The sequence below is a fragment of the Paraflavitalea devenefica genome (assembly GCF_011759375.1).
Lineage (GTDB): Bacteria > Bacteroidota > Bacteroidia > Chitinophagales > Chitinophagaceae > Paraflavitalea > Paraflavitalea devenefica.
The window spans coordinates 250026-271678 of sequence record NZ_JAARML010000004.1 but is presented as its reverse complement, the minus strand read 5'-3'; the positions used below and the strand labels follow the sequence as shown (position 1 = coordinate 271678).

Annotated in this window: 20 protein-coding genes; 7 read left to right on the top strand and 13 right to left on the bottom strand. The window is 47.4% G+C overall.

From position 1 onward, the window contains the following. Window positions 1-38: 38 nt before the first annotated feature. The 3 genes from HB364_RS22805 to HB364_RS22795 form a co-directional block, all read right to left on the bottom strand. Window positions 39-416 carry a LysM peptidoglycan-binding domain-containing protein gene (locus HB364_RS22805; RefSeq protein WP_167290646.1) on the bottom strand — a complete coding sequence of 126 codons (378 nt, stop codon included), beginning with the start codon at window positions 414-416 and terminating at the stop codon, window positions 39-41. A 16-nt stretch (window positions 417-432) separates the two neighbouring features. Further along, window positions 433-942 carry a BON domain-containing protein gene (locus tag HB364_RS22800; RefSeq protein ID WP_167290645.1) on the bottom strand — a complete coding sequence of 170 codons (510 nt, stop codon included), beginning with the start codon at window positions 940-942 and terminating at the stop codon, window positions 433-435. A gap of 179 nt (window positions 943-1121) precedes the next feature. Beyond that, window positions 1122-3155: an ABC-F family ATP-binding cassette domain-containing protein gene (locus HB364_RS22795; protein WP_167290644.1), complete on the bottom strand. Its 2034-nt coding sequence runs from the start codon at window positions 3153-3155 to the stop codon at window positions 1122-1124. Window positions 3156-3282: 127 nt separating this feature from the next. Between HB364_RS22795 and HB364_RS22790 the strand changes: the two genes are divergently transcribed. Both HB364_RS22790 and HB364_RS22785 read left to right on the top strand, forming a co-directional pair. After that, window positions 3283-3876: a DUF3347 domain-containing protein gene (locus tag HB364_RS22790; protein WP_167290643.1), complete on the top strand. Its 594-nt coding sequence runs from the start codon at window positions 3283-3285 to the stop codon at window positions 3874-3876. A 76-nt stretch (window positions 3877-3952) separates the two neighbouring features. Then, complete coding sequence (locus tag HB364_RS22785) at window positions 3953-6304, top strand: TonB-dependent receptor (RefSeq protein WP_167290642.1); 2352 nt, start codon at window positions 3953-3955, stop codon at window positions 6302-6304. Between the two features lie 36 nt (window positions 6305-6340). Here the strand turns inward: HB364_RS22785 and HB364_RS22780 are convergent, their stop codons facing one another. The 7 genes from HB364_RS22780 to HB364_RS22750 all read right to left on the bottom strand — a co-directional run bounded on the left by HB364_RS22780 (window position 6341) and on the right by HB364_RS22750 (window position 11575). After that, window positions 6341-6880, bottom strand: a complete 540-nt coding sequence (locus HB364_RS22780; RefSeq protein ID WP_167290641.1) for a hypothetical protein — start codon at window positions 6878-6880, stop codon at window positions 6341-6343. Then, entirely contained in the window at window positions 6864-7613 is a 750-nt protein-coding gene (locus HB364_RS22775; RefSeq protein WP_167290640.1) for an ImmA/IrrE family metallo-endopeptidase, read from the bottom strand. The genes HB364_RS22780 and HB364_RS22775 overlap by 17 nt, the downstream gene beginning before the upstream one ends. Continuing rightward, a complete protein-coding gene (locus HB364_RS22770; RefSeq protein ID WP_167290639.1) occupies window positions 7600-7935 on the bottom strand; it encodes a helix-turn-helix domain-containing protein in 336 nt (111 codons plus the stop codon). Before HB364_RS22770 ends, HB364_RS22775 begins: the two co-directional genes overlap by 14 nt. A gap of 188 nt (window positions 7936-8123) precedes the next feature. Next, on the bottom strand, window positions 8124-9344 hold the full coding sequence (locus HB364_RS22765) for a hypothetical protein (protein ID WP_167290638.1): 1221 nt from the start codon (window positions 9342-9344) through the stop codon (window positions 8124-8126). A 581-nt stretch (window positions 9345-9925) separates the two neighbouring features. Next, window positions 9926-10861, bottom strand: coding sequence for a phytanoyl-CoA dioxygenase family protein (locus tag HB364_RS22760; RefSeq protein WP_167290637.1), 936 nt, complete (start codon window positions 10859-10861; stop codon window positions 9926-9928). Window positions 10862-10956: 95 nt separating this feature from the next. Continuing rightward, window positions 10957-11106, bottom strand: a complete 150-nt coding sequence (locus HB364_RS22755) for a hypothetical protein (RefSeq protein ID WP_167290636.1) — start codon at window positions 11104-11106, stop codon at window positions 10957-10959. A 10-nt stretch (window positions 11107-11116) separates the two neighbouring features. Beyond that, window positions 11117-11575, bottom strand: a complete 459-nt coding sequence (locus HB364_RS22750; RefSeq protein WP_167290635.1) for a DUF6934 family protein — start codon at window positions 11573-11575, stop codon at window positions 11117-11119. A gap of 213 nt (window positions 11576-11788) precedes the next feature. On the opposite strand from HB364_RS22750, the gene HB364_RS22745 reads away from it, so the two are divergent. Further along, on the top strand, window positions 11789-13357 hold the full coding sequence (locus HB364_RS22745; protein ID WP_167290634.1) for a M20/M25/M40 family metallo-hydrolase: 1569 nt from the start codon (window positions 11789-11791) through the stop codon (window positions 13355-13357). A 151-nt stretch (window positions 13358-13508) separates the two neighbouring features. Here HB364_RS22745 and HB364_RS22740 read toward each other — a convergent pair whose 3' ends face one another. Further along, on the bottom strand, window positions 13509-14357 hold the full coding sequence (locus tag HB364_RS22740; RefSeq protein WP_167290633.1) for a hypothetical protein: 849 nt from the start codon (window positions 14355-14357) through the stop codon (window positions 13509-13511). Between the two features lie 173 nt (window positions 14358-14530). After that, window positions 14531-15700, bottom strand: coding sequence for a hypothetical protein (locus HB364_RS22735; protein ID WP_167290632.1), 1170 nt, complete (start codon window positions 15698-15700; stop codon window positions 14531-14533). Between the two features lie 239 nt (window positions 15701-15939). Between HB364_RS22735 and thrS the strand changes: the two genes are divergently transcribed. Both thrS and infC read left to right on the top strand, forming a co-directional pair. After that, window positions 15940-17874 (top strand): threonine--tRNA ligase, encoded by a 1935-nt coding sequence (gene thrS, locus HB364_RS22730; RefSeq protein ID WP_167290631.1) that lies wholly within the window; start codon window positions 15940-15942, stop codon window positions 17872-17874. 85 nt (window positions 17875-17959) lie between these two features. Continuing rightward, window positions 17960-18556, top strand: coding sequence for a translation initiation factor IF-3 (gene infC, locus HB364_RS22725; RefSeq protein ID WP_167290630.1), 597 nt, complete (start codon window positions 17960-17962; stop codon window positions 18554-18556). 64 nt (window positions 18557-18620) lie between these two features. On the opposite strand, the gene HB364_RS22720 is transcribed toward infC, so the two are convergent. After that, complete coding sequence (locus tag HB364_RS22720; RefSeq protein ID WP_167290629.1) at window positions 18621-19910, bottom strand: OmpA family protein; 1290 nt, start codon at window positions 19908-19910, stop codon at window positions 18621-18623. A 234-nt stretch (window positions 19911-20144) separates the two neighbouring features. Here HB364_RS22720 and HB364_RS22715 point away from each other — a divergent pair, with 234 nt between their 5' ends. Both HB364_RS22715 and HB364_RS22710 read left to right on the top strand, forming a co-directional pair. Beyond that, window positions 20145-20537 (top strand): transmembrane 220 family protein, encoded by a 393-nt coding sequence (locus HB364_RS22715; RefSeq protein WP_167290628.1) that lies wholly within the window; start codon window positions 20145-20147, stop codon window positions 20535-20537. Window positions 20538-20604: 67 nt separating this feature from the next. Continuing rightward, window positions 20605-21576 carry a helix-turn-helix domain-containing protein gene (locus HB364_RS22710; RefSeq protein WP_167290627.1) on the top strand — a complete coding sequence of 324 codons (972 nt, stop codon included), beginning with the start codon at window positions 20605-20607 and terminating at the stop codon, window positions 21574-21576. Window positions 21577-21653 lie beyond the last annotated feature (77 nt).

Sequence of the window (21653 nt, the reverse complement as noted above, 5' to 3'; positions counted from 1 at the left end):
CAATAGCCTCACTCGCCGGAGGCGAGCGAGTGCGAAGTCTATGCCTTCTTTGGTATCTTCAGCTTCCAGCCCACCTGTATCAGGTCAGGGTTCTTGATCTGGTCCTTATTGGCTTCATAGATCTCCTTCCAGCCAATCCCATACTTTTTACCTATTTTAGTGAGGTTATCTCCTTTCACCACTTCATATTCTTCCGGTGCAGCAGAAGCGGCTACAGTTATATTCATCACCACATCGGCAGCGCGGTAGTCAGGATCTATCTTATCATAAATAGCCCATAGCTGATCTTTCACCGTGAAGGAAGGTGCTTCGCCATCAATATACAGCACATTGTCCTGCTCACGTACCTGCAGGTTTGTAATACCGGATGCTTTGGCAGCATCCACCAGCTCTTTGTATTTATCTTGCAGTGCCATGGTTTGGTTCCTCCATTTATTTTTTAACGGTTAGTTTATTCTCGATCTTCTTGGGCTTCAATGCATGCAGTGTAGGCATCAGCACGGTGAGCTCGGCTTTCCTGATTTCGCCGGTAAGGGTTACCACGCCATCCTTTACCTCCGCTTTCACGCCGCTATAGGCTTTGATGGCATCATTCACGGCCGCTTTAAGTGTTTCGTCGGGGGAGATCACCACAGGTTCCGGCGCCGGGGGAGGAGCCACTACCACAATATTATTGCTCACTTTTTCTACGCCCGGGACCGTTTTGATGGCCGATTCATAAGCTACCTTGGCTGTTTCATCAGTAGTCTCCCCGCTGAGCGTAACCACACCATCCTTCACGGAAGTCGTTACCTTTTCCAGGCCGGTCATCGTTTGGGCTTTGGCGGCAATGGCCTGCTGTATATCACTGTCTTTCACCTTGCCTTTACAGGAATACAATACCAGGCTGCTTACGGCCATCACCAGGGAGAGCAACGCAAGCTTCGTTTGAATTGTTTTCATTATTTTATCTGATTTTAGTGAACAATAACATGCTACGCGCAGCCAATCAGCTACGGTGTAATCACCCATCTGCAGGGGATCACGCAGGAACATGGGGGGATCTCATGGCGCGGACACAACAAGGCATCCACGGCAAAGTGTTAACGGGGAATAAATACTGTACAGACGCTCAGTCCGGGTTATTGGGATTCCAGGTCAATGATGCTTTCAAATACTTTTTCGTACTGATCAGAGGCTTCTTTAAGATTTTCAGTAACGCTTTTATACTCGCGTTCTGCAGAGAGGAACTTGTTTTTGTCTGAAAACACATCGGGAGAAGCCAATAATGTTTCCAGTTCGCTTTTTCTTGTTGTTAAGGTAGTTATTTTTTCTTCGAGTTCTTTAAAAAGGCGTTGTTTTTTTTGCAGCTCCTTCTTAGCCTCTTTATTAATTGGCTCCTGTTTGGCAGGTGGCTGAACTGGCGCTGAAGTCTGAGGTCTGACGTCGGATGATGGCTGCGTATTCGGCTTCTCTTCAGACTTCGGATTTCTGACTTCCGACTTCTGATTTCCGGTGCCAGCCTTCTGCATTCTGGATTCTGAATGCTGAATTCTGGCTTCTTCCTCCTTCTTCTTCTTCATACGCTCTTTCCATTCCACCCATTCTTCATAACCACCATCAAAATCCTTGATCTGGTAATTATCGATCTCCCAGATCTTATTAGCTACTTTGGAAATAAAATAACGGTCGTGGCTCACCAGTATCAGGCTGCCTTCATACTTATTCAGGGCCTCGATCAGCAGGTCTACCGTATGCATATCCAGGTGGTTCGTAGGCTCATCGAGCATCAGGAAATTGGCTTTGCTGATAATCGTTTTGGCCAGTGCTACCCGTGCTTTTTCTCCACCGCTCAGCACCTTGATCTTCTTATCGGCATCATCGCCGCTAAACAGGAAGCAACCCAGGATCGTGCGCAATTCCAGTTCTGTTTTCTGGCTGCCCGCCTCCTTCATCTCATCCAGGATCGTGTTATTTACATTGAGGGCTTCCAACTGGTGCTGGGCATAAAAACTTTCATCCACATTATGACCCCAGCGGCGGTCGCCGGTAAAAGATTCCACGCCGGCAATAATGCGCAATACGGTGGATTTACCTTTACCATTGGCCCCGATCAGGGCAATCTTATCGCCCCGGTTAATCTCTGCGCCGGTATGCTCGATAATCTTATTCGTGCCAAAACTTTTGCCGATGTGTTTTAACTCACACAATACCTTGCCAGGTGTTTTATCTACCTGGAAATTGATGCGCAGGCTGGGCCGTTCGATGCCAATATCTTCCAGCCTGTCCAGCTTGTCCAGCCGCTTCATGGCGCTTTGCGCCGCCGCTGCTTTGGAGGCTTTGGCCTTAAAGCGTTCAATAAACCTTTCCTGCTGGCGGATATAATCCTGCTGGTTCTCATACGCCCGCTGCATCAGTTCCAGCCTTTGTTCCTTCTCTGTTTCATAGAAAGAATAATTGCCGTTATAAATATGCAGGCGGCGTTGGTACAGTTCAATGATCTTCGTCACCATCCGGTTCAGGAAATACTTATCGTGGCTGATGATCACCACCGATCCCTGGTAGTGCACCAGGTACTTTTCCAGCCATTCAATAGAGGGCAGGTCAAGGTGGTTCGTAGGCTCATCAAGCAGCAGCAGGTCGGGCGCCTGCAGGATCATCTTGGCCAGCAGTACCCGCATACGCCAGCCACCGCTGAACTCTTTATAGGGACGTTGCAGGTCGGCATTGGCAAAGCCCAGGCCCTGCAATATTTCCTCTGTTTTGTGGTGGATATTATAGCCGCCGAGTGTTTCCATCTCGTGCAGCAGGTCGGTATACTTGTGCAGCAGGTCTTCATCGCCGGTCTTTTCCAGTTCCTTACCCACTTCCTCGATCTCCACTTCCAGTTGCCGCACGCGTTCAAAGGCGCCCAGCGCTACTTCCAGGATGGAATCGTTCGTATCAAAGCTCAGCAGGTCCTGGTGCAGGTACCCGATGGAAGTGCCGCGGCTCCGTTCTACGGTGCCTGCAGAAGGGAGGTATTCGCCCACCAGGAGCTTCAACAGGGTCGATTTACCGGTACCATTGTACCCGATCAGGCCTATTCTTTCATTGGGTTGAATATGCCAGGTTGCATCTTCCACAATGGCACGTGCCCCAAACTCAAACGTCATATTCGTAAATCCTGCCAGCATATAATAATTTATAGGTTCAGAAACCCCGCAAGTTACAAATTATCAGGTAATTTACCACTCATAACTCAGGCTTTAGACCATACATTCTTTCCCCAAATCTGTTAACTTTGGCAAAACTTTTTCATCAATGAAGAAACTGATCATTGGCATCCTGTTGCTGGCTGTAGTGGGGCTAATTGCCTGGAAACTATTGGGTGGCAAAGAGGAGAAACCCCGTGAAAAGCAAAAAGCCTTATCCATTGCGGAGAATACCGGGACTTTTAACCAGTCATATGCCCAATTATTACAGGCGTATTATGCTGTAAAAGACGCACTCGTGGCCAGTGATACCGCCAAAGCTACCGCTGCTGCCCACCAGCTCATCCTGGCTTCCGACAGCCTGAAAGTGAGCGAGATCCAGGGCGACACCTCCGGCATGATCAAAGAAACCGCTAAAAGTTATACCGCTAACCTCAGCACTACCGCTAAAGTGCTGGCAGACAGCAAGACCCTGGACGACAAACGCAAACAATTTGAAATGATCGCCGATGCCGTCTGGAGCCTTACCCGTACCGTGAAATACAATGGGGAAAAAGTATACTGGCAATATTGTCCCATGGCTTTCAATGATAAGGGCGCTTACTGGATGAGTAATGATACTATTATCATGAATCCTTATTTTGGGAATGAAATGCTGCATTGCGGCAGCACAGAAGACTCGCTGAATTACGCGAAAAAATAAATGCTATAAGGTGGGTCGCCCTGCCGTTCTGCAATGCAGCGCAGGAGGGCGGCTCACCTTAATAGCTGGAAAATATATGCGGCATTGCGCTGTAGTCATACTCATCTGCCTTATCACCATTCCTGCTTTTGCGCAGTCCAAATACACATTAAGCGGTTATGTAAAAGATTCCCTGTCCGGCGAATCGCTCATCGGCGCTACCATTGCGGTGAACGGTCAGGGCAAAAGCATCACCAGCAACCAATACGGTTTCTATTCCATTACCTTGCCGGAAGGCGACTATAACATCTTCGTGTCCTTTGCCGGCTACCAGCCAGTGCAGATGGCCCTTACGCTCAACAGGAATATTGCTTTCAACTTCCCCTTGCTGCAACAGGGAATGCTGGAATCAGTCGTGGTATCTTCCCGCCGCCGCGATGGCAACGTGCAAAATGCGCAGATGGGAAAAATAGACCTGTCTATGAACCAGGTGAAGGCAGTGCCGGTATTGCTGGGGGAGGTAGACCTGCTCAAAACATTACAACTTATGCCCGGCGTACGCAATGCCGGGGAAGGTAATACCGGTCTCTATGTACGCGGCGGTGGACCCGATCAGAACCTCATCCTGCTGGATGATGCCATTGTGTACAATACCGGTCACCTCTTTGGCTTCTTCTCCATCTTCAATGCCGATGCCATCAAAAACATATCACTCATCAAAGGCGGGATGCCTGCCCAATATGGCGGCCGTTTATCTTCTGTGCTCGACATTGCCATGAAGGAAGGCAACATGAAAAAATTGGAAGTGGAAGGAGGGATAGGGGCTATTGCTTCCCGCTTGTCTATACAGGGACCTATCAAAAAAGACAAAGCCTCTTTCATCATCTCTGCCCGGAGAACCTATATTGACCTGCTGATAAAACCATTCATTGGCAAGAGCAATGCCTTTTATGGCTCCGGTTATTACTTCTATGATGTGAACATGAAGGTGAACTATAAGTTCTCTGAAAAAGACCGGCTATACCTCAGCGGTTACTTTGGTAGGGACGTATTTGACTTCCGCAATTCCCGGCGCTCCTTCAATGCAAGAATTCCCTGGGGCAATTCTACGGCCACGCTGCGCTGGAACCATGTCTTCAACCGGAAACTCTTTGCCAATACCACCCTTGTATACAATGACTATGCGTTTTCTTTCGGTGCTGCGCAAAATGATTTTTCTATCAAGCTCTCTTCCGGCATCCGCGACCTGAATGGAAAGGTAGACATAGATTTCTATCCGGCTCCGCGCCACAAGCTGCGTTTCGGTGGCTTGTACACCTATCACCGGTTTACCCCCAATATATTGAGTGGCAACCAGGGTTCTACAGTTTTTGAACCCAACAATGAGAGTAAGAAATATGCGCTGGAGTCGGGCATCTATATCCAGGACGACTGGGAGCTGAGTGAAAAAATAAAAGTGCATATGGGATTACGTTATACCGGGTTCACACAGGTAGGTCCGTACAAGATTTTTCAGCGGGATGCAGATGGTAATAAGCTGGACAGTACCGTTTATGGCCGCGGCAGTGCAGTGAAGACCTATGGCGGATTGGAACCGCGGTTTACCATTCGCTATGCGCTCAATGATGCAACCTCCCTGAAAGCGGCCGTTACCCGCAACAACCAATACATTCACCTGGTGAGCAATGCGGGCTCTACCTTGCCCACCGACCTGTGGGTGCCCAGTACCTATCGGGTAAAGCCGCAGCAAAGCTGGCTCTATGCAGCAGGCATCTTTAAAAACTTTAAGGACAATACCTACGAAACATCCCTGGAGCTGTACTATAAAAGCATGGATAACCAGATTGAATACCAGGAAGGATATACGCCTTCTTTAAAAGATCCCGAAGAGACATTTACGTTTGGAAAAGGATGGAGCTATGGCACAGAACTTTTTGTGAATAAGACAAAAGGGAAGCTTACGGGCTGGGTGGGTTATACCTTATCGTGGACCTGGAGAAAATTTGCCGGCCTTAATGAAGGGGAGCGATACCCGGCCAAATACGACCGCCGGCATGATATGTCGGTAGTGGCCATGTATGAGTTCAATGAAAAATGGAAAATATCGGGAGTGTTTGTATACGGCACCGGCAATGCCACCACTTTGCCGGAAAGATTTTACGTGATAGGAGGTGTGCTTACCCAGGAATACAGCAAAGTAAACCAATACCGGCTGGATGCCTATCACCGTGCGGATATATCGGCCACCCTTACGCCCCGGAAGAAGCCCGGCCAGCGATGGGAGCAAAACTGGGTGTTCAGCATTTACAATGTGTATAGCCGCCTCAATCCTTATTTCATCTACTTCGACCAGGAAGGTAGCCCCTACGATGGGAGCCTGAAAGTAGAAGCCCGCCAGGTATCCCTGTTCCCGATTATCCCCGCAGTGACGTGGAATTTTAAGTTTTAGGTTAAGTGGGTTTTACAATAACACAAGGCTCCCAAATCATGAATATTTATGGATTCCAATGCCTTTTGATTTCCGGTAGTCAACGATAGTATTAAACGGCATACGGCTGCCTTTACTTCTTACTTCGGCTATAAATAGATTGCACTCTGTATCAGTCATAATCTTTTTGACAGTTGCTTCTTGCAAAAGATCCATAGTCGTATAATAAACTATCCTGTTGGTCTTGCAATAGGCAGCAATATCGTTGATATTACTGCTGGCCACGTATTCTTTTCTGAATCTTGCTACAGCCAGACAAGCAGCTTCTCCATCACCCATCGACTTTTTTAGCGTCAAATATTCCTTTATGATTGTAGGTTCTGTCGGCATGGCGATCACCGGTACGCTGCCAGCCGCCAGAAATACCCCTATGGCTAGTACATTGCTGTTACGTTTCAGTAGCTCATTGTGCACTTTATCCAGCATAACGAAACGGCCGGGAAAGATGGTTGGTAATTCCAGTATCTTGCCACCTTTCAGGAAGTGAATCACAACGTCGCAATCGAGCAGTATCTGGGGTTCACCATTCGTCGTCATTTTCCTCAAATTTTTGATCAATGTTCACTCCAATGTCGAACATCAGGTTGAAGTAGTGACTTTCTGAAATCTTTTCCTCTTCAAAGAGCTTTTTGCAAACCATACCATAGTCACCAATCATATTATAGTCACTACCAGCTTCATATAATCTGGTACTATAACCCAGTTGGTTGGCACTTCTTTTTATTCCAGTCAGGTATTGAGTGCTATAACCTTCATAGTCTATCAGACCAAGCTTGTCCAGCCTGACCAGTAGCGCGCGGCGGGAAACTCCAAAATGCTGTTCAAGCTTCACTATCGTTGGCAGGCTAATCTGGCCTCCTCTTGCCAGTTCCTCTTCGGGAATGCAACTCAGCACACCAACTTCTGGCATCAATAGGAAACTACTGAAAACATCTGCATTGTATTCTTCGCGGTCTTTTTTGTTAAACCGTCCTGTTTTGCACAACATAAAGCTAAAGTCAGGTTGTACAAACAAGTGATACAGTTCATGGCCAATGGTGAAATGCTGCCTTGATCTGGCCTGTTCACTATTTACCAGGATAAACTTGCTATCCTTTCCTATCTTCAACGCCATGCCGGAAAATTCTGGTCCCATGCGACGAAAATTGGTAACTACATTCAGCTCTGCCAGAACTTTATATAGGTCAATGGGGTCAGCATTGCTGATTCCTAGTGAGTCCCTGAATTTAGTGGCTCTTACCTCCAGTATCTTATCATTAAAGCTGACCATTTAATTTTTTAATCTTTAGATAGTTCTTTACAATCTTGCCAAAGGCGGCGATTTCTTCCAGATCTTTTGAGTCAATTTCATCTTTTCGGAAGGCAAAAGCCACCTGGGCTACTGCTTCTTCCACTGTCTCAGCGAAAAAGGCTTCCGGGTCGACGCAGAAAAGGTTGCTTAGTTTCTCGATGACTTCAATTGGTACATCTCTTTCTTCAGTTTCATACATACTTACCAGTTCTCTTGAAACTCCCAGAAACTCCGCTACATTCTCCTGCACATACCCAAACTTTTCCCTAAGGGACTTCATTATTAAACCAGTTTTTGACATAGATAATTTGCGGTTAGCGATTTTTAAAGGATGTTACAAAATTAAATTAATTTTATTAATTTATAAAAATTGTAACAGGTTAGAAATTTATTAAAATTATTAACTAGTTGAAATTCAATTTGTAATAATTTATAAGACAATGGGTGTTTGTTTTTAAAAGATAGTTTAGAACAATTTATTACAATAGGCTAGTCCACCGCAGCATCCATAATATCAGCAATAAGAGCATATTCCATTTCCGTCCACAACACGGGTTCATAGAATGGCTCTGCCAAACTACTGCGTGATGCTTTTCGCCGCTGATAACCCTCTACCGGCAACAACACCCGCAAAGATTTCTCAAATTCCACATCATCACTAATCAATACCGTATCCACTTCGTCTGCAATAAATTCAACAGGTGCTGCTGCTGTAGCTTCAACTTCCACCACATCCGTTTCCGGAAACAGGGCTGACTGCTCAACCGCTGTAATAGTAGCATCCGCTTCAGCAAATCCTGTTCTCTCCAGGCACGCAGCTAAAACCTCCTCCATGGCTTCCTTGTACGCTGCACCAATCTCCTCCATCTCAGCCTCAACAGGCTCTACTTTCCCGGCATACGCTTCAGTCAATACCACCTCATCTGCAACATCCTGAACTACCATAACAGGCTCTTCTTCACACGCCTGCCCAATCCACTCCATCACCCGCAAGGCGCCACCTTTTACTACTACTGGTTGCTCATTCACCATTTTATAAAACTCGATCCCCATCAGCCAGAAGCAACCTTGTTCATTGTCGGGTTGTACCACCTGCTCAATACAAAAACCTTCTCCAGTCTGCCGGCCCATCGCTTGTAGTGCCCCTTCCTGTTTGTCTTGCCGGAAGGTCCGTTTTTCGAAATCGATCGTCAGTATACACGATACCAGCCGGTAATGCGTGGCATCCACCGGCAAGCTTTTTTTCTTACGCAGCCGGAATGCCGGGATATTCACCGCTACCTTGCCTGGCTGAACGGCCATGCAATTGGCTATATTCAAGGGCAGGGCGTCGTCCAGCGACAGTTTATAGTTGAACTCAAAGCCGGTTAACAGCGACAGGTCGCCGGAGGCAACCACCCGCTCGCCCCGGTCATGGACCTGGTCGGCCTTGAGGACCGCCAGTAACCGGCCAATCATGCGGCCGCTGAGCTTTATATTCTTCACCGAATGCCGCAGGCTGCCCAGGGCCAGCCGTGTGAGTTTGGAGGCCGCCGTGGCCCGCTTCCACTCGGCCGCATTGTGGCGGGTATTGGCCATACTGTCCAGGTTTTTTACCTGCCATTTCGTAGGGCCGCCCTTTTCCTTCACCTGGGGGCCATACTCATTCTCGAAATAGGTAAGGTCACCGAGTGACCCGCTGAGCTTAAAAGGAGATATAACTTTAGCCATACATGTGTTTTTCTCTAATTTACAACTGCTCATAACGGTTTCCAAATCACCCATGTTCCAAAACGGTCTTTTTGCACGAAAGTGAAACAAATGTCCGTTTTAGTATGTCTTATTTGACCTGTCTGCCCAGGTAACCTGCTCTGCGAGGGCTTGCAGCCTCGCAGCCCTATTCCCGGGCCTCTGGCCCGCTTTACCTGATTACTCCTAATAGCTATCCTAATAGTAGTTCCATGGCAGTCCCCGGGCAATCTGATAGCAATCTCCGGGTAAAGGCAAAGGAAAAGTAAACCAGCAGTAAGCCAGTAGTAAAGGAGTAGTAAAGGAGAAGTAACACAACAAGGGTCAAATGCAGGCGGAACGCGGGTTTATATTGTTTTGGATTGGCAAACCCAGTCCCGGTAAGGGTTTGATCGAAATGAGGATGTTAAAAGTAATACGCCTGCTCATATCATAAACGGATAAATCAGTGTTCATACAATTTACCAAAAAAGGCCGCTGAATCCAAAAACAGATTCAAAATTTCCTCAGGATAAACTGTAAGCGTCAACCGCCACGTAAGCCCCAAATCCATTGTAATGGAGCTATTCTTCTAGCAACGACGGCCTTTCCGTGATCTCGTGGTACTTGATCACATCTTTGGCGTAATAGTGGATCACCATGCTTTTGCGGGTGAGTGCTTTATTGAGGATGGGCGCGCCGCCATGCACCAGGTTGGCATGCCATATCAGTACATCGCCCTTTTTGGCCAGGAACTCTTTCTTCTCATAATGGTTGGTGGCTACCAGCTCTTCCAGTACATCTTCATAATCGGGATAATCCTTTTTGCCGAGGGTGAGCAGCGTAGAACCTTCATTGAAATCATTATTCAGCAGGTAGGGCAGCTTGTGGCTGCCGGGATAATAGAACAGGGGGCCATTCTCATACGTCACATCTTCCAGCGCTATCCATACAGCAATCAGGTAGCCAAGCGGGTAAGTGGTCATGTGGATGCTGTCGGAATGCGCCCGCTGACCGCTGCCATGAATAAAATTGATTGTCTGGAAGGGCACTACTTCTTTATCCAACAGGAACTGCAACAACTTCGTGAGGGCAGGGCTTACCGTAATGCCTTTGATCAGTGTTGATTTCTTATTGGCAAACATCAGCTTGTTGCCATATGTAAAACCCAGCTTGCCTTTTTCCTGCAACAGACTTATTTCCTGGTTAACGGCATCGCAGGTGGCGGTATCTATCAACTGTTCCAGGATCAGGTAGCCATTGGCGCTCCATTGCAATATCTTTTCGCGTATGGCGGGCTGGAATTGATAGAACCCTTCTTTTTGGGGAGCCAGCACGGTCGAATCGCCGGTATCCAGCCAGGCGCGGGATTCCTTGTCGGGGAAGTCTTTGCTGGAAATGGAAGCGGTAAGCGGTTTGCGGATGCCATACCTGCTATACGCTGCCTTATTGTGCTGCAGCGCTTTATAGTGTAACAGGTTATACACCCAATGGAGTGGTTTGAATTGCTTCAGGTTCATAGGATAAAGCTATAAATTAAAGCATAGGCTGCCAATATTGCGAAAATAAAAATGCCACCTTTTAGGTGGCAGATAATAATTTATCCATATAAAAATCAGCCCATTTTTAGCTTTCCGATTATTTTATTGGCCTTTTCCAATTTTTCTGGGAACAAGACCTTGCCGGAGAATTTCTCCAGCGATTTGGATACTTTCACCTTCACGCCAATGGCTTCGGCTCCTTTCATTTTCTTGGTCTTTTTCATAACCCTAAAATTACATCTTTTTTCTTTTAACCATAAACCCGAAATAATCTACACCTTTATGGAAGGCAACCCTTTCAAAAGTGTCAATTCCCCTGAGCACTCCATAAATCCGGAAATCATTCTTTAATGCTTCCATATTGATTGTCAAGGCCATCCGGTAAAGTCTGGTTCTTTGTGGAGTAGTTCCACAAAAGAAAACAAATTTATCAGGGTAATGGGAGCTAAATTCATATACCGCTCCGGCAACAGTTGCCAATATCTTATTTCGGTCTCCATTATCGTTAGTCGTTTCATCATCAACGCAACCATCACTTTTTAAGTTTCCGAATGCGAGATTATAGATCTCTTCATGCAGCGTTTGTGTAAATTGAATCACTTTAGTGATTTTCCCTTTTGGCCCTTCACTAATAAACTGGAATTCCAATTTATCTGGCGAAGCTATAATGTGCTCATATTTTTCATAATTCATGCCTTCAGCTTAGTATCCTATTAACGTATATTATAGCTGTTTGGATGTCATCTATAAATACAACACACATGTTTTTCTCTGGGTCTCTGGTGACCTATTCATTAGCATTTATCCTACGCCGCTTATCCTTAATTTCAGCAAATTGTACGTTTGCTGTCTTCATTACAGCAGGAAAACGATAGTTTACCCGTCTAATCGCTAAATTCATTGCACATGAGAAAATTCCTGTTCACGTGTTCTGCTATTGTTGCCAGTTGCCTGGCTATGGCCCAGGAGGAAAAATTGGATACAGATATGATCCAAAAGATCCGCGCCGAGGGCCTGAATAACTCCAAAGTAATGGACATTGTTTTCTACCTCACGGAAGTGAGTGGTCCACGGCTCAACAACTCACCCGGTTATATGCGCGCTGCCAATTGGGCCAAATCGGAGCTGACCAAATACGGTGCAGCAGATGCCCAACTGGAAGCCTGGGGCGAATGGGGTAAAGGCTGGGAACTCGAACGTTCCTATGTAGCCATGACTGCTCCGTATTACAGGCCCCTGATCGCTTTCCCCAAAACATGGACTTCCAGCACCCGGGGCTTAAAGAATGCAGAAGTGATCATCCTTTCCCCTAAAGACTCTGTAGAATTACTTTCTTATAAAGGCAAACTCAAAGGCAAGCTCATCCTGGTGTCCCGTACTGATACATTAAAACCAACCTATGCGGCAGATGCCAGTCGCCGGAATGAAGAAGAGTTGGGCAAAATGGCCGCCTTCGATCCTAAGACTGTTCAGGATCGTGGTGGCCGTGCCGGTGGTGGTCCACGTGGTAACTTCGGTACTGCTATGGCGCTCCAGGCAAAAATCAGGGAGATGGCCAAAGCAGAAGGTGCTGTTGCTTTACTGAGCACCAGTCCGCGCGGACGCGATGGTACCCTCTTTGTACAGGGTGGAGGCGCTTATGCAGGAACAGCGCCTGAAAACTTCCTCGATATCATGCTGGCGTATGAAGATTATATGTCGCTGCAAAGGCTGGTGAATGCCGGCATCCCGGTGAAAGTAGATGTAGACGTAAAATCAAAATTCTATACCAACGACCTGAAAGGATACAATGTAGTGGCAGAGATCAAGGGCACTGATCCGAAGCTTAAAGAAGAGTTGGTCATGCTGGGTGGGCACCTCGACTCCTGGCATGGATCAGTAGGCGCTACGGATAATGCAGCCGGTTGTGCCGTCATGATGGAAGCGATCCGCATTCTCAAAGCGCTCAACATACAACCACGCCGTACCATTCGCATTGCCTTATGGGGTGGGGAAGAGCAGGGCCTGCATGGTTCCAGGAATTATGTACGCAATCATTTTACAGATACCACTACCCGCCGCTACAATGCTGCCGGTGATAAACTGTCGGTTTATTTCAACCTCGATAATGGTACCGGTAAAGTAAGGGGCGTATACCTGCAGGGCAATGAAGGCGTGAAAACCATCTTCGCCAAATGGCTGGAGCCATTCAAAGACCTCGGCGCTGCTACCGTTACCTTGCAAAATACCGGCGGTACCGATCACCTGGCTTTTGATGGTATTGGTTTGCCGGGCTTCCAGTTCATCCAGGATGAAATTGAGTACAATACCCGTACGCATCATACTAACATGGATTCCTATGACCACCTGCAGGCCGACGACCTGAAGCAGGCTGCCACCATCATAGCTTCCTTTGTGTACCATGCGGCCCAGCGCGATGAGAAGCTGCCAAGAAAACCAGCCACTCCAGCAACACAGGGAAGACAAGGATTTTAAGTTTAGTGTTTCGTGTTTGGCGTTTCGGGTTCTTTATGTGTAACATACTGCAAGTACAACATGTTCTTGCCATTAATAATTGCAGCAAAATAGCTATTAGTCAATTATTCCAGGTTGCAGAACCCGAAACCCGGAACGCCAAACCCGTAACCTATTGCGTATACTTAAACTTCACCACCGCACTCTTTTGTTCACTGGAGGATAACCGGACCTCATAACGTTTCTTGCCGGCGGTAATGACCATGAGCGAAGTATTGGGCGGTATGCGGCCTAAATTCTCGGCATACATCATCAGCTCATATTCTGTATTGGGGAAGGCATTGAACTGAAAAGTGAGCGGCCTGTCGGTAAGCCGTTTCTTGTGCAGCAATAAAGAATTGTTGAGAAAAATACTTACCGTATCATCATCTATCTCTGCATTGTCATACAATTCGATCTTGATAACAGACGTATCAATCACCACGGTTTGCACCACTTCTTTTTGGCGTTCCTGCAGCTTCAGGTTTTTCTGCAGGTTCATCAGCGTGTCGTTTTGATATACATCAACCGGGAATGTGGGTGTTTTTTCACGGTTGAGGGTGATCTTGCCGGGCGGGCACACATTGTTATTGCCCATCTCATGGCCCTTCCAATCGCCCAGCAGGACTTCGAGGGCGCCATTCTTTGACCAGGTAAGATCGTAAGTCTTAATACAGGGGATACAGTTGGCCGGCACACTGTATTGCAGTACGGCATTTTCTGTGATCACCATCCGTTTATTCAACGGGTTATAGCGGCCCGTAAAATTGATCTTGGTGAATTGTTTGGTATCAACGTAACTATAGGCATTACCCATCAGTGAATTATCATTGGCCCAGGTAATATGCAATTCCAGGAAATATTCAGGAAAACACCCTTGTGCGCCTTGTGTACGTTTCCCACGCCAGATGCCGGTAATAGATTGAGCCATTAAAGAGCTGCTGCCAATAACCAATAATGCAAAGAGAAAAGAACGACGCATCCGGGGGATTTTAAGGGAAATTAGCAACAACTATAATACCAGCCATCCTGTTTTATGTGAGCGGTGAAAGCCCGAAGTCTGAGAACAGAAATCTGAAGCTGCTGTCCGGGCAGCAGGCTGTACCTGTACGAACCCGCTGACCCTGACATCCGACCTCCGACTTCAGGGTTTTCCTAGGGCTTATACTTAAACACCACCACTGCATTTTTCTGCTCTGTAGAAGTGATGCGTACTTCATATTGCTGCTTGCCGGCATCCACGATCATCAGGGAAGTATTGGGTGGTATTTCACCCAGGTTTTCTGCTACCATCACCAGCTCATGGTAATTATTTTGATCGTCGAGTTTTACTTTCAACGTGAGTGCCCTTTCTGTTAAGCGTTGTTTGGCAAGCACCAGCTTTTTATCCAGGTATACGGAAATCGTATCATTATCCACGCTGCCATTATCGTAAATCCTGATCTGTATCTCGTTGACATTGGTGATAATTGTTTTTACCAGCTCATTTTCCCGGGTGAGCAAGATCTTCGGTGTTACCACCGGAGGTACTACAACTGGTTTGTCTACCTTTTTCATAGAATCAATCAGCACCGGTTTGGTGGTCAGGTTTTTCTCTGCGGGCGTGGTGGTAGCAGGTTTATTGACTGGTGGTTTGGTTACCGGTGTGTTCTTCTTTGCCGTAGTATTGCTGTTGGGCGTTTTCGTGGTGGCCGGCTTCTTCACGGCCGGTGTATTGGCAAGCGGTTTTTTGGTAGTAGTGGTCGACGGTTTGGTGACTGGCGTGGTTTTCTTCACCACCACACTGTCGGTTTTGGGGGTAATGACCGGTTGTTTCTTTTCCACTTTCTTTTCCCGTTCTGCCAGGAAAGGTTCTTTATAAAAATCGGAGGTGATTACTTTACGGAGGAAAACAGTGCCTTTGCCGCAATCGGTGGAGTCGCGGGTTTTAATACTGGTATACGTACCTTCCAGGAACTCTTCTTCGCCGATCTTGGAATATTGAAGAAAGAGGGTCATAATGCAAATATCGCTGCCGCTGCTCATGCGTTGTTCCACGATCTTGAGCTCTTCCAGTAATACTTTTCCGTTTTTGGTATTTACAGTACCCTGGCAGGTGGCTTTGCCATAAAATACAGTGGTAAGGTAAGAGTAGGTAACGCCGCTGAAACGTTTATCATGCTGATCAACCTGTACTTCAAACTTATATCGTTCTTCCTGTCCCAGCATTTCCATCAGGCGGTTTTTGGCCGCTGAACGGAAGCTCCCCCTCCAGATGCCCGTTAAATCCTGGGCAGACACAGAAATACTTACGCAGCAAATCGCAAAAAGTAGAAATCGCTTCATGAATGGTAACCTCACGGAGGCAAATTAATAAAATTGTAATTTATTACGATAAATATCGTACGTGCTCGTCTGCAAAAGTTCGTTAAATTTGCGGTCTTTCGGATATGGGACAGCCGGATGCGGGCTCAATATACGGGTTTCACCGATACCATTGTTTACCACGCATCTAATTGAGGCAGCATCAACAGCAAAGCTCATACCGCAGTTTATAAAAACAACAGAAACGGCAATAAATAACAATGATCAAAATTACATTACCAGACGGGGCAGTACGGGAGTATGCAGCAGGGGTGACTGCTTTGGATATCGCCAAATCAATCAGTGAAGGGCTGGCCAGAAAAGTGCTGGCCGCCAGTGTGAACGGACAGGTGTGGGATGCCACACGGCCTATTTATGAGGATGCAGCGCTGAAACTCCTCACCTGGGATGATGATGGTGGTAAGAGCACCTTCTGGCATTCTTCGGCCCACCTCATGGCTGAAGCGGTGGAAGACATGTTTCCCGGCGCCAAATTCTGGGTAGGACCCGCTATTGATAAAGGATTCTATTATGATATTGACCTGGGCGGCCGCCAGATTGCTGAAGAAGACCTGCGCAAGCTGGAAAAGAAAATGAACGAGCTGGCCAAACAGAACAACAGCTACGTACGCAAAGCCATGCCCAAGGCAGAAGCGGTTAAATACTTCACCGAGAAAGGGGATGAGTACAAGCTGGACCTCCTGAGCAACCTGACCGACGGAGAGATCACCTTCTATACACAGGGTAGCTTTACCGATCTGTGCCGGGGACCACATATCCCCACCACCGGTCCTATCAAGGCGATCAGGCTCACCAATATTGCCGGCGCTTACTGGAAGAACGATGCCAACAATAAAATGCTGACCCGCATTTACGGGGTTACCTTCCCTTCCCAAAAGGAACTGGATGAATACCTGCAATTGCTGGAGGAAGCCAAAAAGCGGGACCACCGGAAGCTGGGCAAGGAATTAGGCATCTTCACCATGGATGATGATGTAGGTCCGGGCCTGCCCCTGTGGCTGCCCAACGGCACCATCATCATTGAAGAACTGGAAAAACTGGCCAAGGAAACCGAGCTCAAAGGCGGTTATAAAAGGGTGGTAACGCCCCATATCGCCAAGGAAAGCATGTACCTGACCAGTGGGCACCTGCCTTATTACCAGGACAGTATGTACCCGCCGATGGAGCTGGAAGGGCAGAAATACTACCTGAAGGCGATGAACTGTCCGCACCACCACAAGATCTTCGCGGCCGAGCCGAGGAGCTACAAGGAACTGCCCCTGCGCCTGGCGGAATATGGCACCTGCTACCGCTATGAGCAGAGCGGGGAGCTGTTTGGCCTCATGCGGGTACGTTGCCTGCACATGAACGACGCCCACATCTATTGTACCCGGGAGCAGTTTGCCGACGAGTTCAGGGCTGTTAATGACATGTATATCAAGTACTTCAAGATATTTGGCATTGACAAATATGTCATGCGCCTTTCGCTGCACGAGCCTTCCAAACTGGGACAGAAGTACATCAATGAGCCGGAACTGTGGCTGGAAACCGAGGAAATGGTACGGCAGGTACTGAAAGAATCGAACATCCCCTATGTAGAAGTGCCGGATGAGGGCGCCTTTTACGGCCCCAAAATTGACGTGCAGATCTGGAGCACCATTGGGCGCGAGTTTACCCTGGCTACCAACCAGGTGGATTTTGCCCAGGGACGGCGGTTCAAGCTGGAATTCACCAATAAGGACAATTCCCCGGAAACCCCGCTCATCATCCACCGGGCCCCCTTGGGTACCCATGAGCGCTTCATCGGCTTCCTGCTGGAGCATTATGCGGGCAAATTCCCGGCCTGGCTGGCGCCGGTTCAGGTGAAAGTATTGCCCATCAGCGATAAGTTTTTACCCTATGCAAATTCTATTTTAGAATCCCTGAAAAATGCGGATATTCGTGGAGAGGTCGATGACCGCAACGAGAAGATTGGCAAGAAGATCCGGGATACCGAGCTTATGAGAGTACCTTACATGCTGGTAGTGGGAGAGAAGGAAATGAATGAAGGCAAAGTAGCTATCCGCAGGCAGGGAAAAGGGGATGCAGGAGTAAAGAGCATCGAAGAGTTCATTACCGAAATAAGTGCGGAAATTAAAGCGCGGAAAGGAGAATAAGTGATATGTAAAAGATTAGTATATTTAATAACCGTACCATAAAACAAAACAATAAATAAAAATTTAGTTCACGTAAAAATTGTAAATGGCATTTCCACCGAGACCTCCGAGAGGTAATTTCAATCCACGTTTTAGAAAAGAACAACAACAAGAACATCGTACCAACCACATGATCCGCGTACCGCAGGTACGGTTGGTGGGCGACAATGTAACAGTAGGTGTATATTCTACCCAGGAAGCACAGAAGATGGCACAGGAGCAGGGACTTGACCTGGTAGAGATTTCACCACAGGCTGATCCACCAGTATGTAAAATCATCGACTACAATAAATTCCTGTACGAGAAGAAGAAGAAGGAAAAAGAGATGAAGGCCAATAGTAAAACGGCCGAAGTAAAAGAGATCCGTTTTACGCCTGGTACAGATGACCATGACTTTGACTTTAAAGCCCGCCATGCGGAAAGCTTTCTCAAGGAAGGCAATAAAGTAAAAGCCTATGTACAGTTCAAGGGTCGCGCCATCATGTTCAAGGAAAGGGGCGAGCTCGTACTGTTGAAGTTTGCTGAGCGCCTGGCCGAAGTAGGGCAGCCCGAGGGCATGCCCAAACTGGAAGGCAAGCGTATGTTGATGATCCTTTCCCCCAAGGGCAAGCAAAAGAAGAAAGAAACGAAAGAGGCGCAATAAGCGCTGCGATCATATTCGAAAAGCATCCTGCTGCGTGGGCAGGATGCTTTTTTTATTGCTGCATTTATAGTTTTATAAACTCCACACGCCTGTTATTGGCTTTGCCGGTAGGCGTTTCGTTCTTGTCGGCCGGTTGCGACTCTCCTTTGCCATCGGCTTCCATACGGGCAGCATCAATATTGAATTCCCTGGATAAGGCCGTTTTCACCGCTGCCGCCCGGCGCTTCGACAGGTCCATATTCGACTTGTCGTCACCGTCACTGTCCGTATGCCCGATGATCTTTACCTTCACGGTACTGTTCTCTGCCAGTACACCGGCAATATCTTTCAGCACGCCATAGGACTCCGGCTTAATGCGGTCACTGTTCACGTCGAATAAAATACCATTTGTGACAAACTTCCCTTCTGTAATGAGCTTATTACGTGTGTCAGGAGCGCCCACAGCCAGCCGCAGGTTATGGACCAGGTAGCGGTCGTTTGCATCATGTGTTCTGCCGGTCATGAACAGGAGGGTATTGTATTTCTTCTCTGCATCAAAAGCACGGGGTACGTCCCATACCTTTTCTTCATTCAGGTATACCCGCAACCGTTGTTTCTGCCGCCATACCGATACCTTTACATAATTATTGCTTTTATGGAACTGCGCCGTGCTGCTTTCATTCTCCATACTCTCTTTACCGGCATTCCATACCACAAACCCCGAATGCCCGCGTTGGCCGCCTGCATCATTAGGGTGTACCCATACTTCCACGGCTTCCTTTTTGGCAGGACCTAAAAACTTGTATCCTTGAAAATCTTTCCGGTTGGCAAGCGACGCCATGTATAGATGAAAGGGAGTAGAATAATAACTGTATTCCGGGTTGCACATCACTTCAAATTCCAGCGTAAAATTCTCCGGCAGGGAAGTGATGAATTCCGGCATAAATACACCGTCTTTGGACAGTGATAGCCACTTGCCGGTTTTACCTTCTACATTCACCAGTTCACCGGTAGAGTTTGTATTCCATTTATCGGGAAAATCACCAATGGCATCCTGGGAAAAGTCTTCTTCCACCAGTATCTTTTCGCCGGGAATAAAATCAAACTTGCTATAACTTTTGAGGGTGCCAGACTTGCCATTGCCGCCGCTCTGGTTGCCGGTCCCTTCCGTACCAGCAGCATCGTCATTGGACTTGCCGGATTCTTTTTTGGTTTTCGGCTTGCCATCCACCGCATCATCAATGGCTTTGTCTACTTTCTGATCAATCTTTTGCTCTACCTTTCGTTGTGCATTCCTGCCGATACGCTTCAGTATCTGGGCATGGGTAAGCTGTAGGGTAAGCAGGAGCGGCAGCAGCAAAAAAAGCTTTTTCATGAGTGTGGTTTTTGATTAGACGGGGTAAAAGTATTGCCTTGCCAGGGCTGTACAAGGCCCCTTTTAGTCGTATTACATGTAGTTGTTTTTCTCCCGGAAATTGTTTATGGAAAGGGCCTTCGCCATTTACCACCCGCTTTGTATATTACAGCATGAAAATCTAACCTTCCCCGCAGGGTCTCCTGCAAGGGACCCTGCGGAGTATTTTTGTTTCTTCATTTGTATATTAACAGCATGAAAATCTTCAACCTGCTTTTCTGTTTACTGTTTGTCTTCAGCGCCGCCCTCCAATACAATGACCCCGATCCTTATGTATGGATCCCTATTTACGGCTATGGCGCCGTATTATGCTGGATGGCCTTCCGGGGCAATTACTATCCCCGGGCCTATATCATTGGCATCCTGGTCTACAGTATCTATGCGGTGTTCCTGTTCTTTACCGATGATGGGGTATTGGATTGGATCAGGGAACACCAGGCGGAAAACATTGCGCAGACCATGAAAGCCCAGAAGCCCTGGATTGAAGATACCCGTGAATTCTTTGGGCTGGTCATACTCATCGTTGTACTGGGAATAGATTATTGGTATGCAAAAAGGCGCAGCAGCTCACCGGTGCGACGCCAATAATTATAGTAACAGGAAAATAAATATCCCCCGGACTTCAAATCTCAGCCTGTATTCCGAATTTTGTCCCATGTACCCAACCACCCATGGAAAAGCAGCCAGGAAAGATGTGGAGATCGTACTTGACCTGCTCAACCGTGCCTATCCTGTCAGCGATGCGCTGCGCGAAGAATTCTATACGCACCTGGTATCCTTGCAGCTCGCTAAAGGCGATACGCTGGTGGAAGAAGGCGATCGTTGCCACTATATGTATTTCATCCTGGAAGGGGCTTTGATGGGGCATGCTACCCATAAGGGTAAAAAGATCACTACTTATATTTCGGTAGAAAATGAATTTGTGAGCTCCATTTCCGGTTTGTATGGCTTGCAACCGACACGGGAAGGGATCGTAGCCATTGAACCTACCCGCCTGGTAGCGCTGGCCAATGAGGTCATGCTTGCCCTCTTTGAAAAACATTTCGATTTCAATTACATATTCCGCGTCTTTGTACAGAAATACTACCAGGATGCACAGGAGCGGGCGCATATTATCCGGGTAGGCAATGCGAAGGAACGTTTCCTCTATTTCATGCAAACCAATCCGGGTTACATTGACCGGCTCCCCCTGGAGAATGCAGCCTCTCTGCTCGATATAAAGCCCCACACCCTGGCAAAGATCCGCCGGCAGCATACGTTGTCCGTGCAGAAGAGTGCAGGAACAGAAAGGCTTTGCCGGCAACTCGAAAAATATCTCCGGGAATCACAGGCTTACACCGAAAAGAATATCAGCCTTGCTTCTCTCGCTGCTGCGCTGGAAATCACTACGCATAAATTATCTTCCCTGCTCAACAGCCATTACCAGCTCAACTTTGTAGATTTTATCAATACCTATCGTATCAACCATATTAAAGAACAGATGGTATTGCCGGAGAATATGCAAAGCTATACCATCGAGGCCCTGGCTTACGATGCAGGGTTCTCCTCCCGCAGCGCTTTCTACAGCTCCTTCAAAAAACTCACCGGCAAAAGTCCGGTAGAGTATGCGCAGGGTTTTGGGCGATGACCGCTTACTAAGTACTATCTGCTAAACTTTGTCCTGTATTATAAACCGGGACAAATGAATGCCTGCCGGATTCGTTC